15 protein-coding genes, 1 tRNA gene and 1 pseudogene are annotated in these 18,502 nt (G+C 46.4%); 7 read left to right on the forward strand and 10 right to left on the reverse strand.

Going from position 1 to position 18,502, the window contains the following annotated elements:
- A pseudogene (locus QUA88_RS12905) lies at positions 1–255 on the reverse strand (RNA-guided endonuclease TnpB family protein); the annotation flags it as partial.
- A 657-nt stretch (positions 256–912) separates the two neighbouring features.
- Entirely contained in the window at positions 913–1,830 is a 918-nt protein-coding gene (locus tag QUA88_RS12910) for an SGNH/GDSL hydrolase family protein (RefSeq protein WP_333055869.1), read from the reverse strand.
- 282 nt (positions 1,831–2,112) lie between these two features.
- Here QUA88_RS12910 and QUA88_RS12915 point away from each other — a divergent pair, with 282 nt between their 5' ends.
- The gene (locus QUA88_RS12915) at positions 2,113–2,715 is read left to right on the forward strand and encodes an IS607 family transposase (RefSeq protein WP_333272025.1); all 603 of its coding nucleotides are present in this window, start codon (positions 2,113–2,115) and stop codon (positions 2,713–2,715) included.
- A gap of 594 nt (positions 2,716–3,309) precedes the next feature.
- Here the strand turns inward: QUA88_RS12915 and QUA88_RS12920 are convergent.
- Together QUA88_RS12920 and purE are read right to left on the reverse strand one after the other, a co-directional pair.
- Positions 3,310–4,911 (reverse strand): ammonium transporter, encoded by a 1,602-nt coding sequence (locus QUA88_RS12920; protein WP_333272100.1) that lies wholly within the window; start codon positions 4,909–4,911, stop codon positions 3,310–3,312.
- An 83-nt stretch (positions 4,912–4,994) separates the two neighbouring features.
- The gene (gene purE / locus QUA88_RS12925) at positions 4,995–5,516 is read right to left on the reverse strand and encodes a 5-(carboxyamino)imidazole ribonucleotide mutase (RefSeq protein ID WP_333272028.1); all 522 of its coding nucleotides are present in this window, start codon (positions 5,514–5,516) and stop codon (positions 4,995–4,997) included.
- A gap of 231 nt (positions 5,517–5,747) precedes the next feature.
- On the opposite strand from purE, the gene nagA reads away from it, so the two are divergent.
- From nagA to QUA88_RS12940, 3 genes are all read left to right on the forward strand, one after another.
- A complete protein-coding gene (nagA, locus tag QUA88_RS12930) occupies positions 5,748–6,977 on the forward strand; it encodes an N-acetylglucosamine-6-phosphate deacetylase (protein WP_333055863.1) in 1,230 nt (409 codons plus the stop codon).
- 208 nt (positions 6,978–7,185) lie between these two features.
- Positions 7,186–7,872: a magnesium protoporphyrin IX methyltransferase gene (gene bchM, locus QUA88_RS12935; RefSeq protein WP_333055861.1), complete on the forward strand. Its 687-nt coding sequence runs from the start codon at positions 7,186–7,188 to the stop codon at positions 7,870–7,872.
- Positions 7,873–8,165: 293 nt separating this feature from the next.
- Positions 8,166–8,558, forward strand: a complete 393-nt coding sequence (locus QUA88_RS12940; RefSeq protein WP_333272033.1) for a DUF423 domain-containing protein — start codon at positions 8,166–8,168, stop codon at positions 8,556–8,558.
- Between the two features lie 41 nt (positions 8,559–8,599).
- Here the strand turns inward: QUA88_RS12940 and QUA88_RS12945 are convergent, their stop codons facing one another.
- Complete coding sequence (locus tag QUA88_RS12945; protein ID WP_333055859.1) at positions 8,600–9,694, reverse strand: hypothetical protein; 1,095 nt, start codon at positions 9,692–9,694, stop codon at positions 8,600–8,602.
- A gap of 960 nt (positions 9,695–10,654) precedes the next feature.
- Here QUA88_RS12945 and QUA88_RS12950 point away from each other — a divergent pair.
- Together QUA88_RS12950 and QUA88_RS12955 are read left to right on the forward strand one after the other, a co-directional pair.
- Positions 10,655–12,145, forward strand: coding sequence for a phosphoglucomutase/phosphomannomutase family protein (locus QUA88_RS12950; RefSeq protein ID WP_445299605.1), 1,491 nt, complete (start codon positions 10,655–10,657; stop codon positions 12,143–12,145).
- Positions 12,146–12,631: 486 nt separating this feature from the next.
- Entirely contained in the window at positions 12,632–12,907 is a 276-nt protein-coding gene (locus QUA88_RS12955) for a LapA family protein (protein ID WP_333055858.1), read from the forward strand.
- A 14-nt stretch (positions 12,908–12,921) separates the two neighbouring features.
- Here the strand turns inward: QUA88_RS12955 and QUA88_RS12960 are convergent, their stop codons facing one another.
- The 3 genes from QUA88_RS12960 to QUA88_RS12970 form a co-directional block, all read right to left on the reverse strand.
- Entirely contained in the window at positions 12,922–13,896 is a 975-nt protein-coding gene (locus QUA88_RS12960) for a hypothetical protein (RefSeq protein ID WP_333233020.1), read from the reverse strand.
- A gap of 154 nt (positions 13,897–14,050) precedes the next feature.
- A complete protein-coding gene (locus QUA88_RS12965; RefSeq protein ID WP_333055856.1) occupies positions 14,051–15,121 on the reverse strand; it encodes a hypothetical protein in 1,071 nt (356 codons plus the stop codon).
- Between the two features lie 558 nt (positions 15,122–15,679).
- Entirely contained in the window at positions 15,680–16,354 is a 675-nt protein-coding gene (locus tag QUA88_RS12970; RefSeq protein ID WP_333055855.1) for an Npun_F0813 family protein, read from the reverse strand.
- A 1,344-nt stretch (positions 16,355–17,698) separates the two neighbouring features.
- On the opposite strand from QUA88_RS12970, the gene QUA88_RS12975 reads away from it, so the two are divergent.
- Positions 17,699–17,772 (forward strand) — tRNA-Arg (locus tag QUA88_RS12975).
- 83 nt (positions 17,773–17,855) lie between these two features.
- Here the strand turns inward: QUA88_RS12975 and QUA88_RS12980 are convergent.
- Together QUA88_RS12980 and QUA88_RS12985 are read right to left on the reverse strand one after the other, a co-directional pair.
- Positions 17,856–18,134, reverse strand: a complete 279-nt coding sequence (locus QUA88_RS12980; protein WP_333055854.1) for a flagellar alpha dynein — start codon at positions 18,132–18,134, stop codon at positions 17,856–17,858.
- Between the two features lie 32 nt (positions 18,135–18,166).
- On the reverse strand, positions 18,167–18,487 hold the full coding sequence (locus QUA88_RS12985) for a hypothetical protein (RefSeq protein WP_333055853.1): 321 nt from the start codon (positions 18,485–18,487) through the stop codon (positions 18,167–18,169).
- Positions 18,488–18,502 lie beyond the last annotated feature (15 nt).

An 18,502-nucleotide genomic window follows, 5' to 3' on the forward strand; every position in this document is an offset into this window, starting at 1 on the left:
AAACGATTTCCAATTCTTGTCTAGTACCATCAATATTTGCTGACTGACTTTAGCAGGTAAAGCTTTATACGCTTCCTAAGACTTCATCAAGCGGTTCATTTCGTTGTAGTTGACATAACCCCATCCATAAATAAAGCTCTGACGAATAACGTAATTGGCGGCATTGTAGAGGTTTTTGGATTTGAAGGCTAGTTCGTCAATCTGGGCGAAACGGTGTTCCGTCGATTTAATGATGTGTCTCTCTGTTAGCTGCATTCAGAGCCTCCATCTCTCGGATGTGGTAGTTTATTTGCCTTCCACCACCGCCACGCAGTTGTGTAACTTATGCCTATTGCTTTAGCGTAGTCAGGTAGTTTCATTGTTAACCTCCTGACTACATATTATCATTCTTGCTTACTACTGCTTATAAACTTAATGAAGTTTTATAATACTCAGCAATTTTCCGGGAAGACCCAGCCGATTTTAGATGCGAGGATTTTAGATGCAATAGTTATTTGGTTTTAAGTCCGTGTTTTAGCGGAACAAATCTTCAATAGATAATTCCCCAATCCTCAACCTCCCGACTTCGTATAGCCGGACTCATCTAAATTCGTCAACTATCAATCCAATGGTCTGTGCCTTTTGGATTCCACCATTTGTACAAACAGTTATTCTGTATCACCTTATACTAAATAGCTAACTATCATATTTCTTAATGTATCAGTCGCTACTTGACATAGCCAGTGACAACAGAGTAATCGGAGAGGGGGTGTCGAGGAGAAGGCGGGAGTTTTGAATTGGGGAGAGTGGGAGGAGTAGAGGGGGAGAGTTAGGGAGAATGTTACTTTATCCTTCCCCCCGAATTTATCCGTGGGGTCAATGCTTCAATTCTAAAATCTAAAATCTAAAATCTAAAATCTAAAGTCGATTGACTCATGACTCATTTTTCAACTGCATCTGATCGAATAGTTGTAGGGCCGATCGCCAAACCAGATAACCTTGATCGTTAAGGTGCAAGCCGTCTGTGCTGAGTTCAGTTGGCAAATTGCCGTCTGCATCCGCAAACAGTGGGTGCAAATCCAGATACAAAACATTTTCCGAACTAGCAATTTCTTTCAGCCGTCGATTTATTGCCCGAATCCGACTGTTAGGAATCGCCAACAGCCGATCGCGATTTTCCCAAGTAGCTTGTTCCCCGCTGTGGGGCAAAATCGACTGCACCACAACTTGTGCTTTGGGGTGCGCCCACCGCAAATCGCGAATAATCTGCCGCTGGTTGTCCAAAATCCCTTCGTCGCTCGCCCCCCGCAACAAATCGTTAATCCCAATCATCACAAACACTGTATCCGGCGCAGTGCGATCGAACAACTGCAACCGCTTCAGCAAACCCAGGGAAGTCTCCCCCGAAATCCCTTGATTCAGCCAAATTCGATCGACTGGTAACAGCTTAGTCGGAAACCACATACTGAGAGAATCCCCAGCCAAAACACTCAATCTTGAGGGTCGATTCGCCGCCACCGCCTCAGCTTCGCGACCCAACTGCGTCACCCACTGCTGGTAAGTCCATTTATGTCGCGGCCCGGGAACGGGCACGTCTAGCACTGCCTTTGTAGAGATCGCCGGTTGGCCAATTTGTTCCTGGGCCGCTTCTGCCGTCACCGCATCATTCGCCTGGAACCTTTCTGTCAAGTTGTTTCCCTGCAGCAGTAGTTGAGCGACTGTAAGTATCAGTACCCCGTTCGTCACCAAAGATAGCAAAGCCCAAACCGGAACAGTTTTCGATCGGCTAACTTCCATCCCTAAGAGGGATTTATGAGTTCTACTTCTGCTACCTCCTCCGAACTTCTCCATAAACTCAAGCTATTTGCAGGCCTCACACCGAATAATTTGCACTGATTGCTGCATCAAATTTTACCGCTCAATTAAAGCCTCAATTCTTGTAAGAATCAAGCACTGTGCTGTATTGGGCAAGGGCGGCGATGCAGAACTTTACTTTTTCGCACTACTTTACCATAAAAAATCTGCCTACCAAACTTTCTGGCACCGGAATCGGATTTGTCCAATCAGCATATCTCAACAAAAATCTATCTAAAACTCACCGAAATTACTCATTTCTGATGCTAAAATCCAAAAATGAAAAAATTAACTATAACTGAAGCAGCCAAACTTAAAGGTGTGAGCGCTTCCACCTTGCGAAGATGGGAAGCCGAAGGCAAGCTAATACCGGAACGCACCGCTAACGGTCACAGACGCTATGACCTAGCTCATCTTCTTGGCTTAAAACCCAACGGCGCTTTAACCATTGCTTACGCTCGGGTTAGCAGTCACAACCAAAAAGATGATTTAGACAGACAAAAACAAGTTTTGGAATTGTTTTGTGCATCTCAGGGGTGGCAATTCCAAATCATTGAGGATGTAGGTTCTGGGGTTAATTACAGTAAGCAGGGTTTACAACATCTAATTCGGGCGATCGCAGATAATCAAGTAGAAAGGTTGGTATTAACTCACAAAGACAGACTGCTGAGATTTGGTTCTGAAATAATTTTTAATTTGTGCGAACACTTTGGGACAGAGGTAGTGATTATAAATCAAACCGAAAATACTAGCTGTGACGAGGATTTAGCTAAAGATATACTAGAAATAATCACTGTTGTCTCCGCCCGCCTTGATGGCAGCACGAATCCCAAGAACAAGCGCCTCGTTGAAGAACTTAAAGCCATTGCCGGTAAACTCTAATCAATACACCAGCTTGCAAAGTTCGTTAGTTACAGATTCTCAATTCCCCATTACCAATGACCGACGCACATCTCATGCAATCGGAAACTACTATATTTAAGGCGTTGCATAATAGCGAGATGATTTTGATTTTTTTCTCTGATTTGTTCGGGTAGACCGTCCATTGTATTTTCACAGCAGGCGGGACACCCCACCATAACCCTCTTCTGTCACCCTGGAAAAATAAAAATGAGCCAAATTTTTAACTGTAGATAGAGCTAGCATTTGAGCGTTTATTTTCTAACAGAATGGCCCAAATCAAGATTTTTGGTAAAAGTCTTCTGCTATAAGCCTTCCCGATTATTTCTTGCCGAAAGTGACAGAAGAGGGATAATCATCCTCAAATTGTGCAACGCCATATGTCAGCCCTTAAAGGTCAACTAAAAATAAAAATATGCCCGCGTTCGTATCGAAGATTGAAACGCGAGCACAACGATAGACAGCCATAAGTTAGTGGCTATTTCAGAGTGTGGTTTCTCTGAATAAAGGCGTGAATTAGCTGATAAATAGCTAATCTAGGACAGGAAAGCTGAATTGGTCGATCAAGCGCACGATCTACAGTTTGTTACTCTTGCCTCCAGAACCCCCACCATAACCGCCGTAGCTGGTCTCACTTCTGTTGTCCAAGCTCGTTTCCTTCACAAACCCCGTGTAAGCTTCCATCCCATGTTCGCCGATATCCAAACCTTCAGCCTCCTCTAAAGCAGAAACGCGGATACCCAGCAAAGCTTTGAGTGCCAGCCAAAAAATCGTACTCAGCAGCACGGTCATCCCGGCTACAGAGATAATGCCGACCAACTGCGCCCAGAGTTGACCGAAACCTCCGCCCACAAGCAATCCGGCTGCCGGGCCTGCGGTATAAAGTCCAGTGGTAGGCCCGTCCGCAAACAGCCCTACTGCCAGAGTTCCCCAGATGCCACAGACTAAGTGAACTGAAGTTGCGCCTACAGGGTCATCAATTTTCAAGTTGTCGAAGAAAGTTACGGCGAAAACTACCAGGATACCGGCGATCGTGCCGATAATGGCAGAGTTGGGCACGTTGATCCAAGCACAGCTCGCTGTTACCCCGACTAAGCCTGCGAGGATGCCGTTGATAATCATCGAAAGGTCGGGTTTGCCCAGGTACAGCCAAGCAGTAATCGTTGCAGCAATTCCCCCGAAGGCGCCGCCCGTGTTGGTGGTGATTGCAATGTGGGCGATCGCATTTGGATCGACTGCCATTGTCGAACCGGGATTAAACCCAAACCAGCCCAACCACAAAATCAAACAGCCCAGGGTGGCAATGCTCATATTGTGTCCCGGCATCGCCACAGTATCGCCGTCGCGGTACTTGCCGATTCGCGGCCCCAAAAATGCCGCTCCCATCAAAGCCGCCCAACCGCCTACCGAGTGAACCACTGTCGAACCGGCAAAATCCCAGAAGCCTGCTTTTGCCAACCAGCCACCGCCCCAAATCCAGTGTCCGGTAATCGGGTAAGCAATTCCTACTAGCAGCAAGCTGAAAATTAAGAATTCCAGGAATTTAATTCGCTCTGCAACAGCTCCAGAAACGATCGTGGCAGCAGTTCCAGCAAAAACTAATTGGAAAAAGAATTTAGCGTTGAGGGGGACTCCCGTCCAGTTTAATGCGCTGAAAATGCCTTGATAAGCGTCTCCTGTGGCAGGGCTGTTGTCAGCTACGTTCCACAGGAAAAATCCGCCGCTGCTGCCGATAAAACCGTTGCCGTCGCTGAACATTAAGGCAAAGCCGATCGCCCAATATGCGATCGTAGAAAGCGCAAAAACAATCAAGTTTTTGGACAGCACGTTAACCGCATTTTTTTGGCGACAAAACCCGGTTTCCAACATACCGAAACCGGCGTTCATAAAGAACACTACCATCCCCGCCACCATGACCCACATGGTATCCATGCCCACCTTAAGGCTTGCTAATTGTTCCTCGGTGGTTGGCGTGGCAGGGGTTTGGGCTACCGCCGCATATCCCCACACCAAGAAGATGATTGCAGCTAAAGGTATGCAGGCTTGCCAACTTGGAGTGAGGCGGGCGATCGCCCTTTGTAATTTCTTCAACCTGTTGACTTTCGTAAAAAGTTTAGCTGCTGGCAAATTTAAAGCCTCCGGCCTGACTTGTTTGGACTTTTTCTTTCCGACCGTCATTTTAATCACTTTTACCCTCTTTATGGCTAGTAAGCTCAGCAATATTCGGAAAACTTTCCAATCTTACTACAAAAGTTTATGGATTATTTGTTGAGATTGAGATAGTTATGATAGCCTAGCTCTTCTAGTTGATTTTGTTTTTTCAGTACAGATTCGGACAAAGTTTTGCGGTAATGCAAAACTCGCTCTAGCAATTCTGGCTGATGAGCTGCCAGTATCTGAACTGCCAGCAAGCCAGCATTCTTAGCGTTGCCGATCCCCACTGTTGCTACGGGTATCCCGGCTGGCATTTGCACGATCGAGTACAGCGAATCTATCCCTTGCAGGTGGCGGCTCGGTACAGGCACCCCAATTACTGGCAAGGGGGTTAAAGATGCTACCATACCTGGGAGGTGCGCCGCTCCCCCGGCACCTGCGATAATGACTTTCAAGCCTCGTTGGTGCGCGGTTTGGGCGTATTCCACCATGCGCTCAGGGGTGCGGTGCGCCGAGACGATCGCCACGGAGCAAGCAACACTGAATTCTTCGCAAACGGAGATCGCATCTTTCATGGTTGGCAAATCCGAATCGCTACCCATAATAATTCCAACTGTCGCTTGATTCATGCAATTTTCAGATTTCAGATTTCAGATAAATGCTAATTTTAAATGATTGCGTTAACTCAAATTTAGATATTTTGTACCAAAACTGACCCTTAAAAGCAATTTTGCCACCAGCCCCCGTCTGAGCAGCCCTGCAGCCAGCAAAAAGCAAAAAGCTCCCCCTCCTCACCAGCCACCGGATTTATCCGTAGCGAATATTAAATCTAAAATCTAAAATCTAAAATCTAAACTCGGATGACTGAAGCCACAACCCCAACTGCCACCCCCACAGATATTCTCAATGCTCGCCTCCCCGGCTGCAAGGATTTGCAGATGCTTGCTGTTGACGAAACGGGAATCATTCAAGAAGTTTTGCCGATGGACGCCGTATTTAAACGGATTTGTCCTCCTCATTTGCAAGTCGTTGATGTAGCAGGCGATTGGATTTCTCTGGGCGGTGTTGACTTGCAGATTAACGGGGCGCTCGGTTTTGCTTTTCCCGATTTAGAAATCGAGCATATTGAAATTTTGCCGAAAATTTGTCAATTTTTGTGGAATCAGGGAGTCGATGCTTTTTTGCCGACATTGGTGACAACTTCGGTGGATAAGTTTAGGCGATCGCTCTCGACTATAGCTGATTATATCCGCACTGTACAAACTACTGTTGCCGCAACCAATAAAGCCCAAACAGCGGAAATTATCGGCGTTCACCTCGAAGGCCCTTTTCTCAACCCCCAGAAGCGAGGTGCTCACCCAGTTGAGTTTTTGTTACCGCTAACTATAGAAAATGTCAAGCAAGTTTTAGGAGATTGTGCCGATATTGTCAAAATAATTACTTTAGCACCGGAGTTAGACAGCACTGGCGAAGTCATTTCCTATTTGCAAAGTTTGGGAATTTCCGTCAGCCTTGGACACTCCCAAGCGACGGCAGAGCAAGCACAGCAAGCATTTGATCGGGGAGCTTCAATGGTAACTCACGCTTTTAATGCAATGCCGAGTTTGCACCACAGAGAACCGGGTTTGTTGGGAGCGGCGATTGTTTATCCGGGGGTAAAATGCGGTTTAATTGCTGACGGGAAGCACGTTTCTCCGACAATGATTGATTTTTTGCTGCGCGCTGGTAGGTATGAAAAAGGCGTTTTTTTGGTGAGCGATGCTTTAGCTCCTTTGGGTTTGCCAGATGGTGTTTATCCTTGGGATTCCCGACAAATTGAAGTCAGAAAAGGTACAGCTTGGGTAAGATTAGATTACCACTCAGTCCTGGAATCTGCTACTTTGGCGGGTACAACTCTGCCGCTGTTGGCGGGAGTGCAGAATTTAGTGGAGTGGGGAATTTGCGATGCCGAAAGTGCGATCGCCCTGGCAACTGAATCTCCGAGAAGGGCGATCGGAATTTCGGGAATTATTGGCAAATCTGCAACTCAATTGTTGCGCTGGAATTTAAATGCTGCGACAAAGCAATTGACTTGGCATCGGTTATTTTAACCTGTTATACCATTTTAAATTAAAGAATTGAAGAATTGGGAATGGGCGAACTGGTATCACCCGATCGATTTGAGATTTTAGATGTGCCGTTTGCATCTAAAATCTCAAATCGCCCATCTAAAATCGGTTGTTGCAAGTTGCACATTTTCCGAACCGTATTGCTATATAATATCTAACCGTTGGCAATAAATCAGCAGCAGGCAGATCGATGAATTTGGTAGACGACAAGACTATAGTTAGACAGTATTTTAACTCGACGGGATTCGATCGCTGGCAGCGAATTTACGGCGAGGGCAAAGTCAATAAAGTTCAGCTAGACATCCGCACCGGGCATCAGCAAACGGTGGATACAGTCATCAAATGGCTGCAAGCTGACGGCAATTTGCCCGGGCTTTGTGTCTGCGATGCCGGCTGCGGTGTAGGCTCTCTGAGCATTCCCCTGGCTGAAGCTGGGGCAATTGTTTGTGCTAGCGATATTTCTGAAAAGATGGTAGCAGAAGCTTACGATCGATCGACAGCAGTTCCCGGCAAGCTCTACAACATCTCCTTCGCCGCCCAAGATTTGGAAGCTTTAACCGGCAAATTCCACACAGTGATTTGTTTGGATGTACTCATCCACTATCCTCAAAATAAGGCTGCGGAAATGATCGCACACCTAAGTTCGATCGCCGAATCGCGACTAATTCTTAGTTTTGCACCCAAAACTTTAGCACTCACCGCCCTCAAAAAAATTGGTGAACTTTTCCCCGGCCCTAGCAAAACTACCCGGGCTTACCAGCACCGCGAAGCTGATATTATCAAAATCCTAGAAAACAATGGTTTTGTTATTAACAGAACAGCGATGACTAGCACTAGCTTTTACTATTCTCGCTTGCTAGAAGCTGTGCGGAAATAGGTTAAAAATATGTGCCAAAAAGATAATTTATCATAAACATCGGGTGCGCCCCGCGCACCTTCCATTCCCAGATTTAGGCCCGTGAACATCTCTTCTCTACTATGCGATTGCTTCGCGGCAGCTCACAATGACAAGTAAGGCACGCACCGCGCACCTTCGATATCAACAATTAGATGTTTTTCCCTCTTCCTTCTTCCTCCTTCCTTCTGGCCTCTTCCTGACATCCGTTACATCCGTTACATCCGTTACATAATCCGTTGCCGAACTTCCTTCTTCCCAATTCAATAAATATTATGTCAACGCTAATTTTAATTCGTATTTTTATAGCAGTCGCAGCGGTATTCGGAGGTTTATCCGTTGCAGGCGGTGCTTTCGCCTCCCACGCTTTGAAAAATCAATTGAGCGATCGAGCTTTAAACATTTTTGAGACCGGCGCCCGATATCAAATGTACCATGCCTTGGCTCTATTACTCGTCGCTTTACTCTTGAGCCGCGCCCAAGAGTCTCAAACCTTTTTTGCAGTGGCTGGATGGGCTTTTATTGCCGGCACAATCATCTTTTCAGGCAGTTTGTACGCCCTGAGTTTGAGCGACATCAAATGGCTGGGTGCAATTACGCCGCTGGGGGGAGTTGCTTTTATTGTTGGTTGGGGATGTTTGGCAGTCGCAGCTTTTAGTTTTAAATAGGCAACTGGTAAATTTTGAAGCAATTACCAATTATCAATTACCTAATTATCAAAAACATCCCTGGAAAACAGCTCTGTCAAAGTACGCAAGTAAGGTACAAATACCGTTAAATCTTCAGCAGGAAGCCGCTCACATATTTCCCAAAATAAAATCAGCAGCATATCCTGCACTAACTCCCAACTTACATGAAGTTTCGGGTACAACATCACGCAAATTGGAAACAATTCTTGCTGTACCGGGTGAATGCTACCTTCCAAAACGCACCAGCACAAATAGCTTTGAAAAATCTCGACATCTCGGATACCAGAAATTTTTACCTCGCGATCGCTCAAATACCCGCTGCTGCTGCGGTATCCTTGATGCTGGGCACTAGCTCGATCGTACACTGCACTAGCAATCTGAGTCGTGTGCTGCAACAAATGCTGAACGGCTAATAGAGCTCTTGAATTCGGGGGCTGATTCGCCGCCGCCTCGTTAATCTCTCCGTAGGGAATGTGCAGATAGTCGTCTACAACTTTTAAGTAGGGCGCAAATTCCGCTCTCTCTGACTCCGAAAGACATCCTAACAAGATTTTGCTAGTGTATTGAAACTCCATTGTCACAAATCCCAGCACTAACGGATCTGTCTTTGAGTATTTTCGCCTCACTTTGATAATATCTTTTCCCACCAGCACTGACAAGCGGAAAATAGGTTCTCTATCCGCATAAGCGTCTATTGCTTTCCGATATAAGGTGCGAGAATCGGCGGCAATTTCTAAAGAATTAATTAAACTTGGATCGATCGCGTGTCGCTCTATTTGTGTCTCTAAAAGAGCTTCTACTCTACTCCAAGCTATCTCGCTGGCTAATTTCAGGGTATCTGTCAATTTGTCAACTATGGGGGCTCTATTGCCCTCAAAATTAGTTAAATCTAGGCTTGGGAGAATTTGGCGTGGCGCTTGGTTCTCTCTTGTCGCCACTGTACTGTAATATTTTTTTGCCCAGCTAACTGCGAAGGAAGAAACGCTGACACATTTAGCTTTTGGGAGTTGGTCAATGTCCAGTTCGGTAATACATTGGGACGCCTGACTTGCGCCCTGTTGAAATTGGTCGGCTGCTGGTAAAGATTTTGAAGATATTTGTGAAATACCCGTCATGATAAACCTCGTTTTTTTATTAAGTCGCACCCGATCGATTCCCCTAATTTTTAACGTTGTTAACTACAATTTTCTGCATTTGTACGCTGACCGTCATCAGCCATTACGCTTAAAGCTATAAGCCATTTGGCTCGACTGCCTGCATCTTTTATAAGTTGCACGTTAATAACGTTATTTATTGTGTGATCGATCACCATCACCCTGTGATCGCGATCCTAAGTGATTTTTTTGACCTATAAAGAGGGCTGCAAATAAATTTAATTTGTCTTAAAATCGAATAATTAAAGTCAAGTCTATCTCAAAAAAACTGCTGCTTGAAATACTTGATGTTGGTTTGGGAGCGCTTTGGTCTATCGCCCTAATCTATTAAACAAGCTAAGCTACAGCACGCTCTAAGGGTGACTTTGGTTAATTTATTTCTATAGCTGAATTAGAATTGTATTGTGAGCCTGACGATTGTTATGAAACCCTAAAAAAATTAACAATCGGCTTTTCTAAATAAAAAATTAAATTGGAGATGAGAATCAGATTTATGTGCATTTAGTTAATGCCATTGCCAGGGCAGTTTTTTGTGATCCGTTGTTTAGGAATGAGAATTAAATAACTTAGAATGCGTGATGGTTCTTGTGGGATGGGCACTCTTAGCCCGCCCTTTCTGGACGGGCTAAGAGTGCCCATCCCACTTTCAAGAGTGTAAATTATTTAATTCGCGATCCTTAGCTTCCCCGTGAAGCGAAGCTATCCCGTAGGGAATCGCCCGCAATTGATCGTCGTCCATTCGATCGACCACCTACCCTTCAAAACCAGAATTAGCGAGTGACTCGCCCGGTAGCCCGCGCATTTTGCCAAATCCGGCGGGTTCGAGTCCTCTGTCGGAGGCCCAAGCCTGTCCCTACAACGAGAGGATTAGGTTGATGCGGGCCCCACGGGCGATCGATCCTCACAAACAGCACGACCGGTATGTCTTTAAGGCTATGGCTTCGGGTAGGATTAGTAGGACGAGAGGAAGTGGAAAAAATGAGCGCTAGCAGCAATTCAACAGAAATTAAGTTCGGAACCGATGGGTGGCGAGGACTGATTGCCCATGACTTTACTTTTGCCAACGTGCGAAAAGTCACCCGGGCGATCGCCAGTTACCTAGAAACCGCTTACACCAAAGACCGCCCAGTTCTAGTCTCCTACGATACCCGCTTTCTGGCAGACGAGTTCGCCCGCACTTCGGCGGAAGTATTGGCAGATTTGGGATGGACAGTGAAAGTGGTCGATCGAGATTGCCCCACACCAGTCATCGCCTACAGCGCCAAGCATCTCAACTCCGCAGGGGCCCTGATGTTCACGGCTTCGCACAATCCCGCACCTTACTGCGGCATCAAATACATCCCCGACTACGCGGGCCCGGCTACCCCGGAAATTACTGATACAATTGTGGCAAATATTGCTGGTGCTTCTGATGCCCCAGCTAAAGGCAGCCACAACGATAAAATCTCCAGTTTTGACCCGAAACCCGAATATCTGAAGTTTCTTTATACTTTGATCGATGTGGAGCGGATTCGCTCTGCTAAGTTGAAGGTGAAGTACGACGCTCTCTACTCGACTTCTCGCGGCTATCTCGACGGCGTTTTGGAACACTGCGGCTGCGATGTCGAAAGTTTTCATACCTACCGCGACGTGCTGTTTGGGGGCGGAATGCCCGAACCCAAGGGGGAACAGTTAGTCGAGTTGGTGGAAGCTGTTAAGAAGGATTCGGCGGATTTGGGTTTGGCTACCGATGGCGACAGCGATCGCTTTGGTATTGTTGACGAGTTGGGAAATGTCTTGACTCCAAACACCGTGCTGTTGCTGCTGGCGCGTCACTTGGTTAAGAATAAAGGCTTGACTGGGGCGATCGTCCGTACAGTCGCAACTACTCATTTACTGGACAATTTAGCCGCCAAGTACGGTTTAACAATCTACGAAACCGCAGTCGGTTTTAAATACATCGGCGAAAAAATGCGCGAAACTGCGGTGCTCATCGGTGGCGAAGAGTCTGGCGGTTTGAGCGTTTTGGGTCACATTCCCGAAAAAGACGGGATTTTGGCTGATATGCTAGTTGCTGAGGCGATCGCCTATGAAGGCAAACCGCTTTCTCAGCTAGTCGAAGAAGCCATTAAAGAAGCCAACGGCCCCCTGTACAACAAACGTTTGGACTTGCACCTAGAAGAAGCCCACAAAGCAGCCGTTTTGGAATCTTTTACCAAGAATCCCCCCACAGAAGTAGCAGGTATCCGCGTTAAGGAAATCGGCCGCAAAGACGGGATTAAACTTTATCTCGAAGACGGTGGCTGGGTACTGCTGCGGCCTTCGGGAACTGAACCCTTGATGCGCGTTTACATGGAAACCAATTCTGTGGAAAAAGAAAGCCAAGTTGCCCAACACATGGAAAAGGTAATTGCCCAGTTAGAACCTGTTTAACTTTCTACCTATTCCAACGGGGGTTTTTCCCCTAGTGCTTGGGATTGTGAGGTGCGCTTCGGCGCACCTTACATATTTTTGATAACTCTGGCAAAGCCTCTGAACATTAATCATCGATACTGCTGGGCCAGTTACAGCACTTTCCAGGTAAGTGAAGTACAGAGAAACCGGGTTTCTTGAATAAAACCGGTTTCTGGCGAGAAATCCAGAAGAAACCCGGTTTCTGGGGTGTACTTTATAAACCTGGAATCCGCTGTATATATTTGCAATACACTGGGATTTGTTAAAGTTGGGGATTTGTAAATTTATCTATTTATTTTTAATTAATTTAAAAAATTCCTAAATTTTTTCCGAATCTACTTGACTTTTATCCAGATAAAATTGTATATTATTAAATAATGGGGTGTTTGCAAAAATAAAATTTTCACACATATTCCGATTATAAAACAATTATACAAGTTAAATTACTAGCCTGTCAACCGGTTTATGAAAACAATTCCTCTGCTCGCCATTAGTTTTTTAGTAGCAATTTTAGTCAGCGCGATCGGCATTATTTCAGTGCAAAATGCCGCCCCAGTATCCTTAAACTTTATCTTTTTTCAATCGATACAAATGCCCGTAGGAGTAGTATTGGCAATGAGCCTGAGTGCAGGACTGATCGGAGGTGCGCTACTGCAACCGCTGTGGAACCTTTCAGATTCCCAAAACTCGCGTCCTAAATTTCCGGCCACTCCAGAAGAATCTGACACCGTACAATATTAAATATATTTGATCCCTTACAGGGAATATACCTGACCGTCAATCAGCAACCGAGTAATTCCCTTAGCTCGCAAATAAGGCGCTGCTTTTTGCAGAATACTGCTGTCAGGAATCTTGAAAACCCTTTGATTGCGAGTAGCAAATCGGCGGGCCACTCGGTGATTGTCAAACACTGCCAGGGTTTTCTCGCGAATTTCCGCTGCCGGAATTTGACCCAGTTCGCCAAAAGCTTTTAGAGGCCTGGTGATTAACTCTGCCGCCCGATCGACCACCAAATAACAAATTTTGGGCAAAGATGCTTCGCTTAAAGGCAAAACTTGAATTAGTCCTGTACCCCGAAGCTCGTTAGCGAAGCCCTCGAAGAGGAGCGACTCCCCCGACGATAATGAACCCAGGAGACTGCCTTCAGACAGAGAGTCCTCATCCTCTACATCTTCGTCGAAGTCGTCATCTAAATCGTCTTCATCATCCTCATCATCCTCATCCTCGAAATCGCTAAAGTCTTCACCTGCCAGCAGCCCTTCTGCTGGCAGCATTGCCTTTAGTTCACCAGTCACAACAGCGCGGTGGCTTCGATCGGCAAAATTGGCTGCTGGGACATCTGGCACATCAGAAACATCCAATTCTGCAACTGGTTCAGGGACTGATTCAGAACGCTTTCTGATCGTCGGTCTCGAATTTGAGGCTGACTGCTGGAGGGGGGCTGACTCCGACAGGGGAACAGCTACAGGATCGATTTCGCCATCTGCCGATGACTCAGTAGTCGCCTCTGTCGGTTCAGAAACACTTGTGCGATGATCGGACAAACGCTTTTGTTTTTGCTGCACTAGAAATTCGTATTCCGGCTCCGACAAAGCCCCCTGAATGATGCGCCTCACAGTCGAACTGCTCACTCCGTAGCGCTTTGCCAGAGTGATAGTATTCTCGTTGGACTGTCGGTACAGCCTGATGAGTTCGCGTTTGTCTGAATCGGAGAGTTTTGTAGGCGTCATGCCAAGTTTTCCAGCAAAAAGACGTGAAAAGACGCAGGCGAGCAGTCAGCGAACTGTGATTTTTCCTTTTCGATTTCAAGCTCAGAGATGCTGACAATGGCAAAAAAGCTTTCGCGTCCCCATCGCTTGCCAAAGCAACCCCAATCTCAAATCGCTAGGCTGCGCGACGACTGCGCCTGCTCTGGCGAGAACGGGTTGAGATGTCATGTTCCAAGATAGCTCCAATTCCGAACAGGATGGCGCTGAAAACAAAAAAGACTTCCAGCAAACTTCCGCTTTGATAACTACCCTCAGCCTGAGTATCCCGCCATTTAAAGTACATATCTGCGATGTAAAGCGAAAAAGTTGCAGCCGCAATCATTCTCCAAGATTGAGAAAAACGTCCTCCCCAAAACGCCAGCAGCAATGCAGTAGCAATAATCAGCAGAAAAACGTCTCCAACGATGTAAAACAAATTGATTGCATAGGCGTAAGGCGACAGTTGCTTGTCAAGTGCTATTACCCATGCGGGAGTTTTACTTTGTTCTGCTGCTTCTTCTTCTTCTTCTTCTTCTTCGGGTGCGGATTTAGCAGCAGTCGCGGCTGTTCCTTTTACCATTGAGTTGGACGAATTTTCTAAACCAGCCCCTTTTGCTCCTGGCGCTGGCGCAGAGCCTGTCACTACTTCCTGGGTGGCTGCTGGAGACATTCCTAGCTGTAGCCTCCAAGACTCAGGTGCAGCAACCCAGATAGCTACAGCAATCCCGAAGGCTGCAATTCCCGCTAACAAAGCCCACTGCCAAATTTCTAGATTCAGCCGTTTGGAAGTCACAGCGATCACCATGCCCCCAATCAGTACCACATAGCTGCCCAGATAAAAGGCATCTGCGGGGGACACGTCCGGGTCGGCCTCGAAATACAGTTCCCAAATGCCAAATAGCACACCGCCGATAAAATAGAACAGCATCCCCAGACCAATGCCCAGCCAGACGTTGCGCCCGCTGACCATGTGCGGGCTTTGCCAGTTTCTAAAACAGACTAAAGCCGCTCCCAAGTATGCTCCGCATTCAAAAATATAAGTGCCGATCGAGTACCACAGAGGTAAACCCTCTTCTGCTGAGAGGGGGACGCTGAACAGCAAAAAGAACAGCAGCGCCATGACAGCCCAGACAATGCCCACAATCACTAGGGTCTGAGCTGACAGTAAAGATGAAGATGTAGATGACTTTTCTGAAGTGCTACTCATAGGGATTCCACGAGACCTAACTAGCGGTTGAACGCACCCCATCTCAATCTTTGATTGGAGATGAGGATTCTTTCGCCAAAAACCTTAAAAAACCTCGATCAGACGCTTCCGGGATAACTGGCGTCCTCAGTGTGTCGTCGGGGCTTTTGCCCTCGTACACTATAGAAAGACTAAGCAAGAATAATATCTATTTACTAATTCAATAAATTAGTTGTTAGTCGATCTTGTACCCGGAAATATAATGATAGACATACGGTAGATGTCTCCACCCTTAAGGTTTTTACAGTACCAAATCTATCTCTGAAATTATACCCTCAAAGGTTGAGGTATCTGTTTTTTTGCTTTCCCATTCCCCTACTCATATCAATGATTCTAGGTGGGGAATGCGATCGAAACTTAGTTAAATTGCCAGACCATAGGTGGCATCCAAACCGAATCAACAATTTGGTTGGTCAATACAAGTTGGCCATCCAACCTGTATATCGCGTACCCCCTACAGTGCAATTATCTAAGATCCATTATCTCGACCCAATTGTCTGAGCAATTGTCACAGATTTTCTATCCTGCGATCCACAACTTGTTGAGGGCTGATTGTTTCAGCCAATCTAGAAACTGAGTCCGATCCGGTGCTGGCATATCTTGCAGCACATCGCTCACTCCCTCCGCGAAGTCCGTATTGCCAAAATATGATTTGCCCAAGCGGTGGAGTTCTTGCAATAAGGTCTTGAGATGCTGCTCTTGCCAAGGAGGCACCTTGTGATTTTGCAAGGGACTAACGGTTAGCCAGTTTTTTATCGCATCAGGGGAGTCTGCCTGGGGGAAGTTTCCCTGCTGAAATACCTTGGCGATATCTTTCTGAAACGATGTGGCTTGCCTTGCGCCTAAGAGGTCTTCTACATCGAAGTAAACCGCTTGGAGGAGCAGCAGACAAGCCTGCGCGAACAGTGGTGCTTTGGCTGCTTCATTCCCTGCCGGTTCTTCACCGGCAAGCTGATCTAAACGGACTTTTCCCCAGACGCTATATCTATCCGGCTCTTCTAGCAGAACACAGGCTTTGCCTCGGTTGTCGGTTAAGTCCCGCCACAAGGCTCTGGCGTCTTCTGCTTGCTTGCCGTTGAAGGCGCTGATCAGGCGAAAAGTCTGCCCCTGATAATTGAGAATGGGAATTTGTTGATCCCGTTTTGGGTGTTGAAAATTGGTTATTTCAACATCCTGCCGTTTCAGAATAAACATGACACTGCGATTTGACTCCTGTCATGGCCGAGGTGCTGTGCTTTTGACACTCCCGATGCCTAAAGGCGAAGGGATTCTTGATTCAGCGAGTCCACTTAAATTAGCAGGATTGCTCCCGATCACCCAGAGATGGTGCTCTCCTCAAGCGTTCCGATACTTTTTTGCTAACAAATGCTAACAATTATCTAAGCTGAGATTGTCTCTCAGCCTTGGCGTATAAATCAATGCACGAAGGAAAATCCCCCGCGCACAATTTACGACTGCTGTACTGGCAACGCTTGATTTTCGCGCTCGTGCCGAGCAGGCGATTGACTGTTTTGCTTTGATGCCGTAGAGGAAGCTTATATAGAGGCTCCGTACCATCAGGGATTTTCACCTGAGTCTTTCAATCCTAGTTCTACCACATTTTTATCAAATATCAAGTCGAGCAGAATGTTAGCCAACATAACTCAATATCAGCAAATTAGTCATTCTGGCTCAACTCATACCTCAAATCAGGGGACGATCTCTGGTTTTTCGGTAATGTGGTCAGCGTTTTAGGCTTTGCCACTACGGGATGTTAACATAACCAATAGACATCTGGGAAAAAGCACCTGTGACTCTTTTGCTGTCTGAGTTCCGTCTTAATTTGGGGAGATATGCGATCGACCAAATATTGGGGTTTCAACTCGACCTCTAAATACTTTACCCGAGTTCACCAAAAAACGAGGGAGAAGCCCCGGGCTACCGACATGGGGAGGAAAGCGGCTGCGACGACCGTCGCCGTGGAATGATCGCAACTTGAGTCGCAATGATATGATAAGTGCAGCGATTAAGAATAACCATCTACGTGTTGAAACATTTTAGTTTCGGTGAGATTCCGGCACAGTAAGCCACTACTGCATTTGAGCAGTCAGCCTATTTAACTGACAAAAAATATCAAAATGTGGAGCGTACCTATCTGGCATAAGTGATGGACTCCGAAAGCCGAAAAAAGCCAAAAGTATACGCAAAGCTTGGATTCGTCCATGCTGAGTGGGTAGAGGCGCATTGATAACGCCTTTGAAAGTCCCTTTGTGGTCTTATTCAACAATCCCCCTGATTCCTCAGTGGGGAGTATCAAGTCCTACCTAGTTTTGATTGTAAATTTCCAATTGGGCTGTTTGCAGGTGAGTCCCTCCAGCTTTTGTCAGATACAGTCTTGAAGGCAAAGGCACTCTCATCATCTTGGTTTTTTTCCCTAACCATCGCGCTGCAAGCTATATTTTTCTAGATAAAAGCGGTTTCTGCGTAAGTCATCAAATAATTTACTTGCTCGATCGCACACTGCACCGATACAATAATCTTGTTAGCGATTTTTGAGTTGGGTGCGTAACTCAGTTGGATAGAGTAGCTGCCTTCTAAGCAGCGAGCCGCAGGTTCAAGTCCTGCCGTACCCGTTAGGTAATCCTTTTGCGTAGCAAGGGTTTCAGGTTGACTAAGCTACCGAGAGTCTGGTTTTCCGCTCATCTTTAGCTCAGTCCTACTCTTCTAAGTAGCTGAGTATGTCCAAAACTGCCTCCATATCTGCCAAGTTTGCGCCGGACTTTTTGCGTCTGGTCTTCAACTTGTTAAGCAGGTCGGCCGGCTCTGGAAATTCTGCGACGGTCGGAGCCGAGTTTTTATTTGCTTGCCGATCGCGCTGCACTTCCTTGAGTTCTTGCTCCAACATCTGCACCTTCAGTCCTAAATCGCCGTTGCGCTCGTGTAACTCATTCAGTTCCTTATCCCATTCTGCAAGCTGCTTGTTGGCCGCTTTCAATTCCTGCCTGAGTGATTCATCGTTGCCGTCACTCAGGCACTCAATTTTCCCAGCCGTTCCTCAATGGCGGCCATCCGCTCCATCACGGTGTCAAGGCGATCGGCTACAACCTTGTCTACAGTGTCTACAATTTCTGTAGACGCGACGCTATCATTACTTCGTGTAGACAAATCCGTAGACAGTGTAGACACTATAGGTGTAGACAAAGTAGACAGCGCTGTAGACGTGCCTGAGACTTCCTTGAGAATGCGTTGTGCAGTTTGACTAAGCGACTCACTGTCTAGCTTCTGAGCTTCTATCCAGTTCAGGAAGTGACCAGAAGCCCTAAACGATACGACTTGACTTTGACTCATTGTAGACACATGTAT

The sequence above is a fragment of the Microcoleus sp. D3_18_C2 genome (genome assembly GCF_036702395.1).
GTDB lineage: Bacteria > Cyanobacteriota > Cyanobacteriia > Cyanobacteriales > Microcoleaceae > Microcoleus.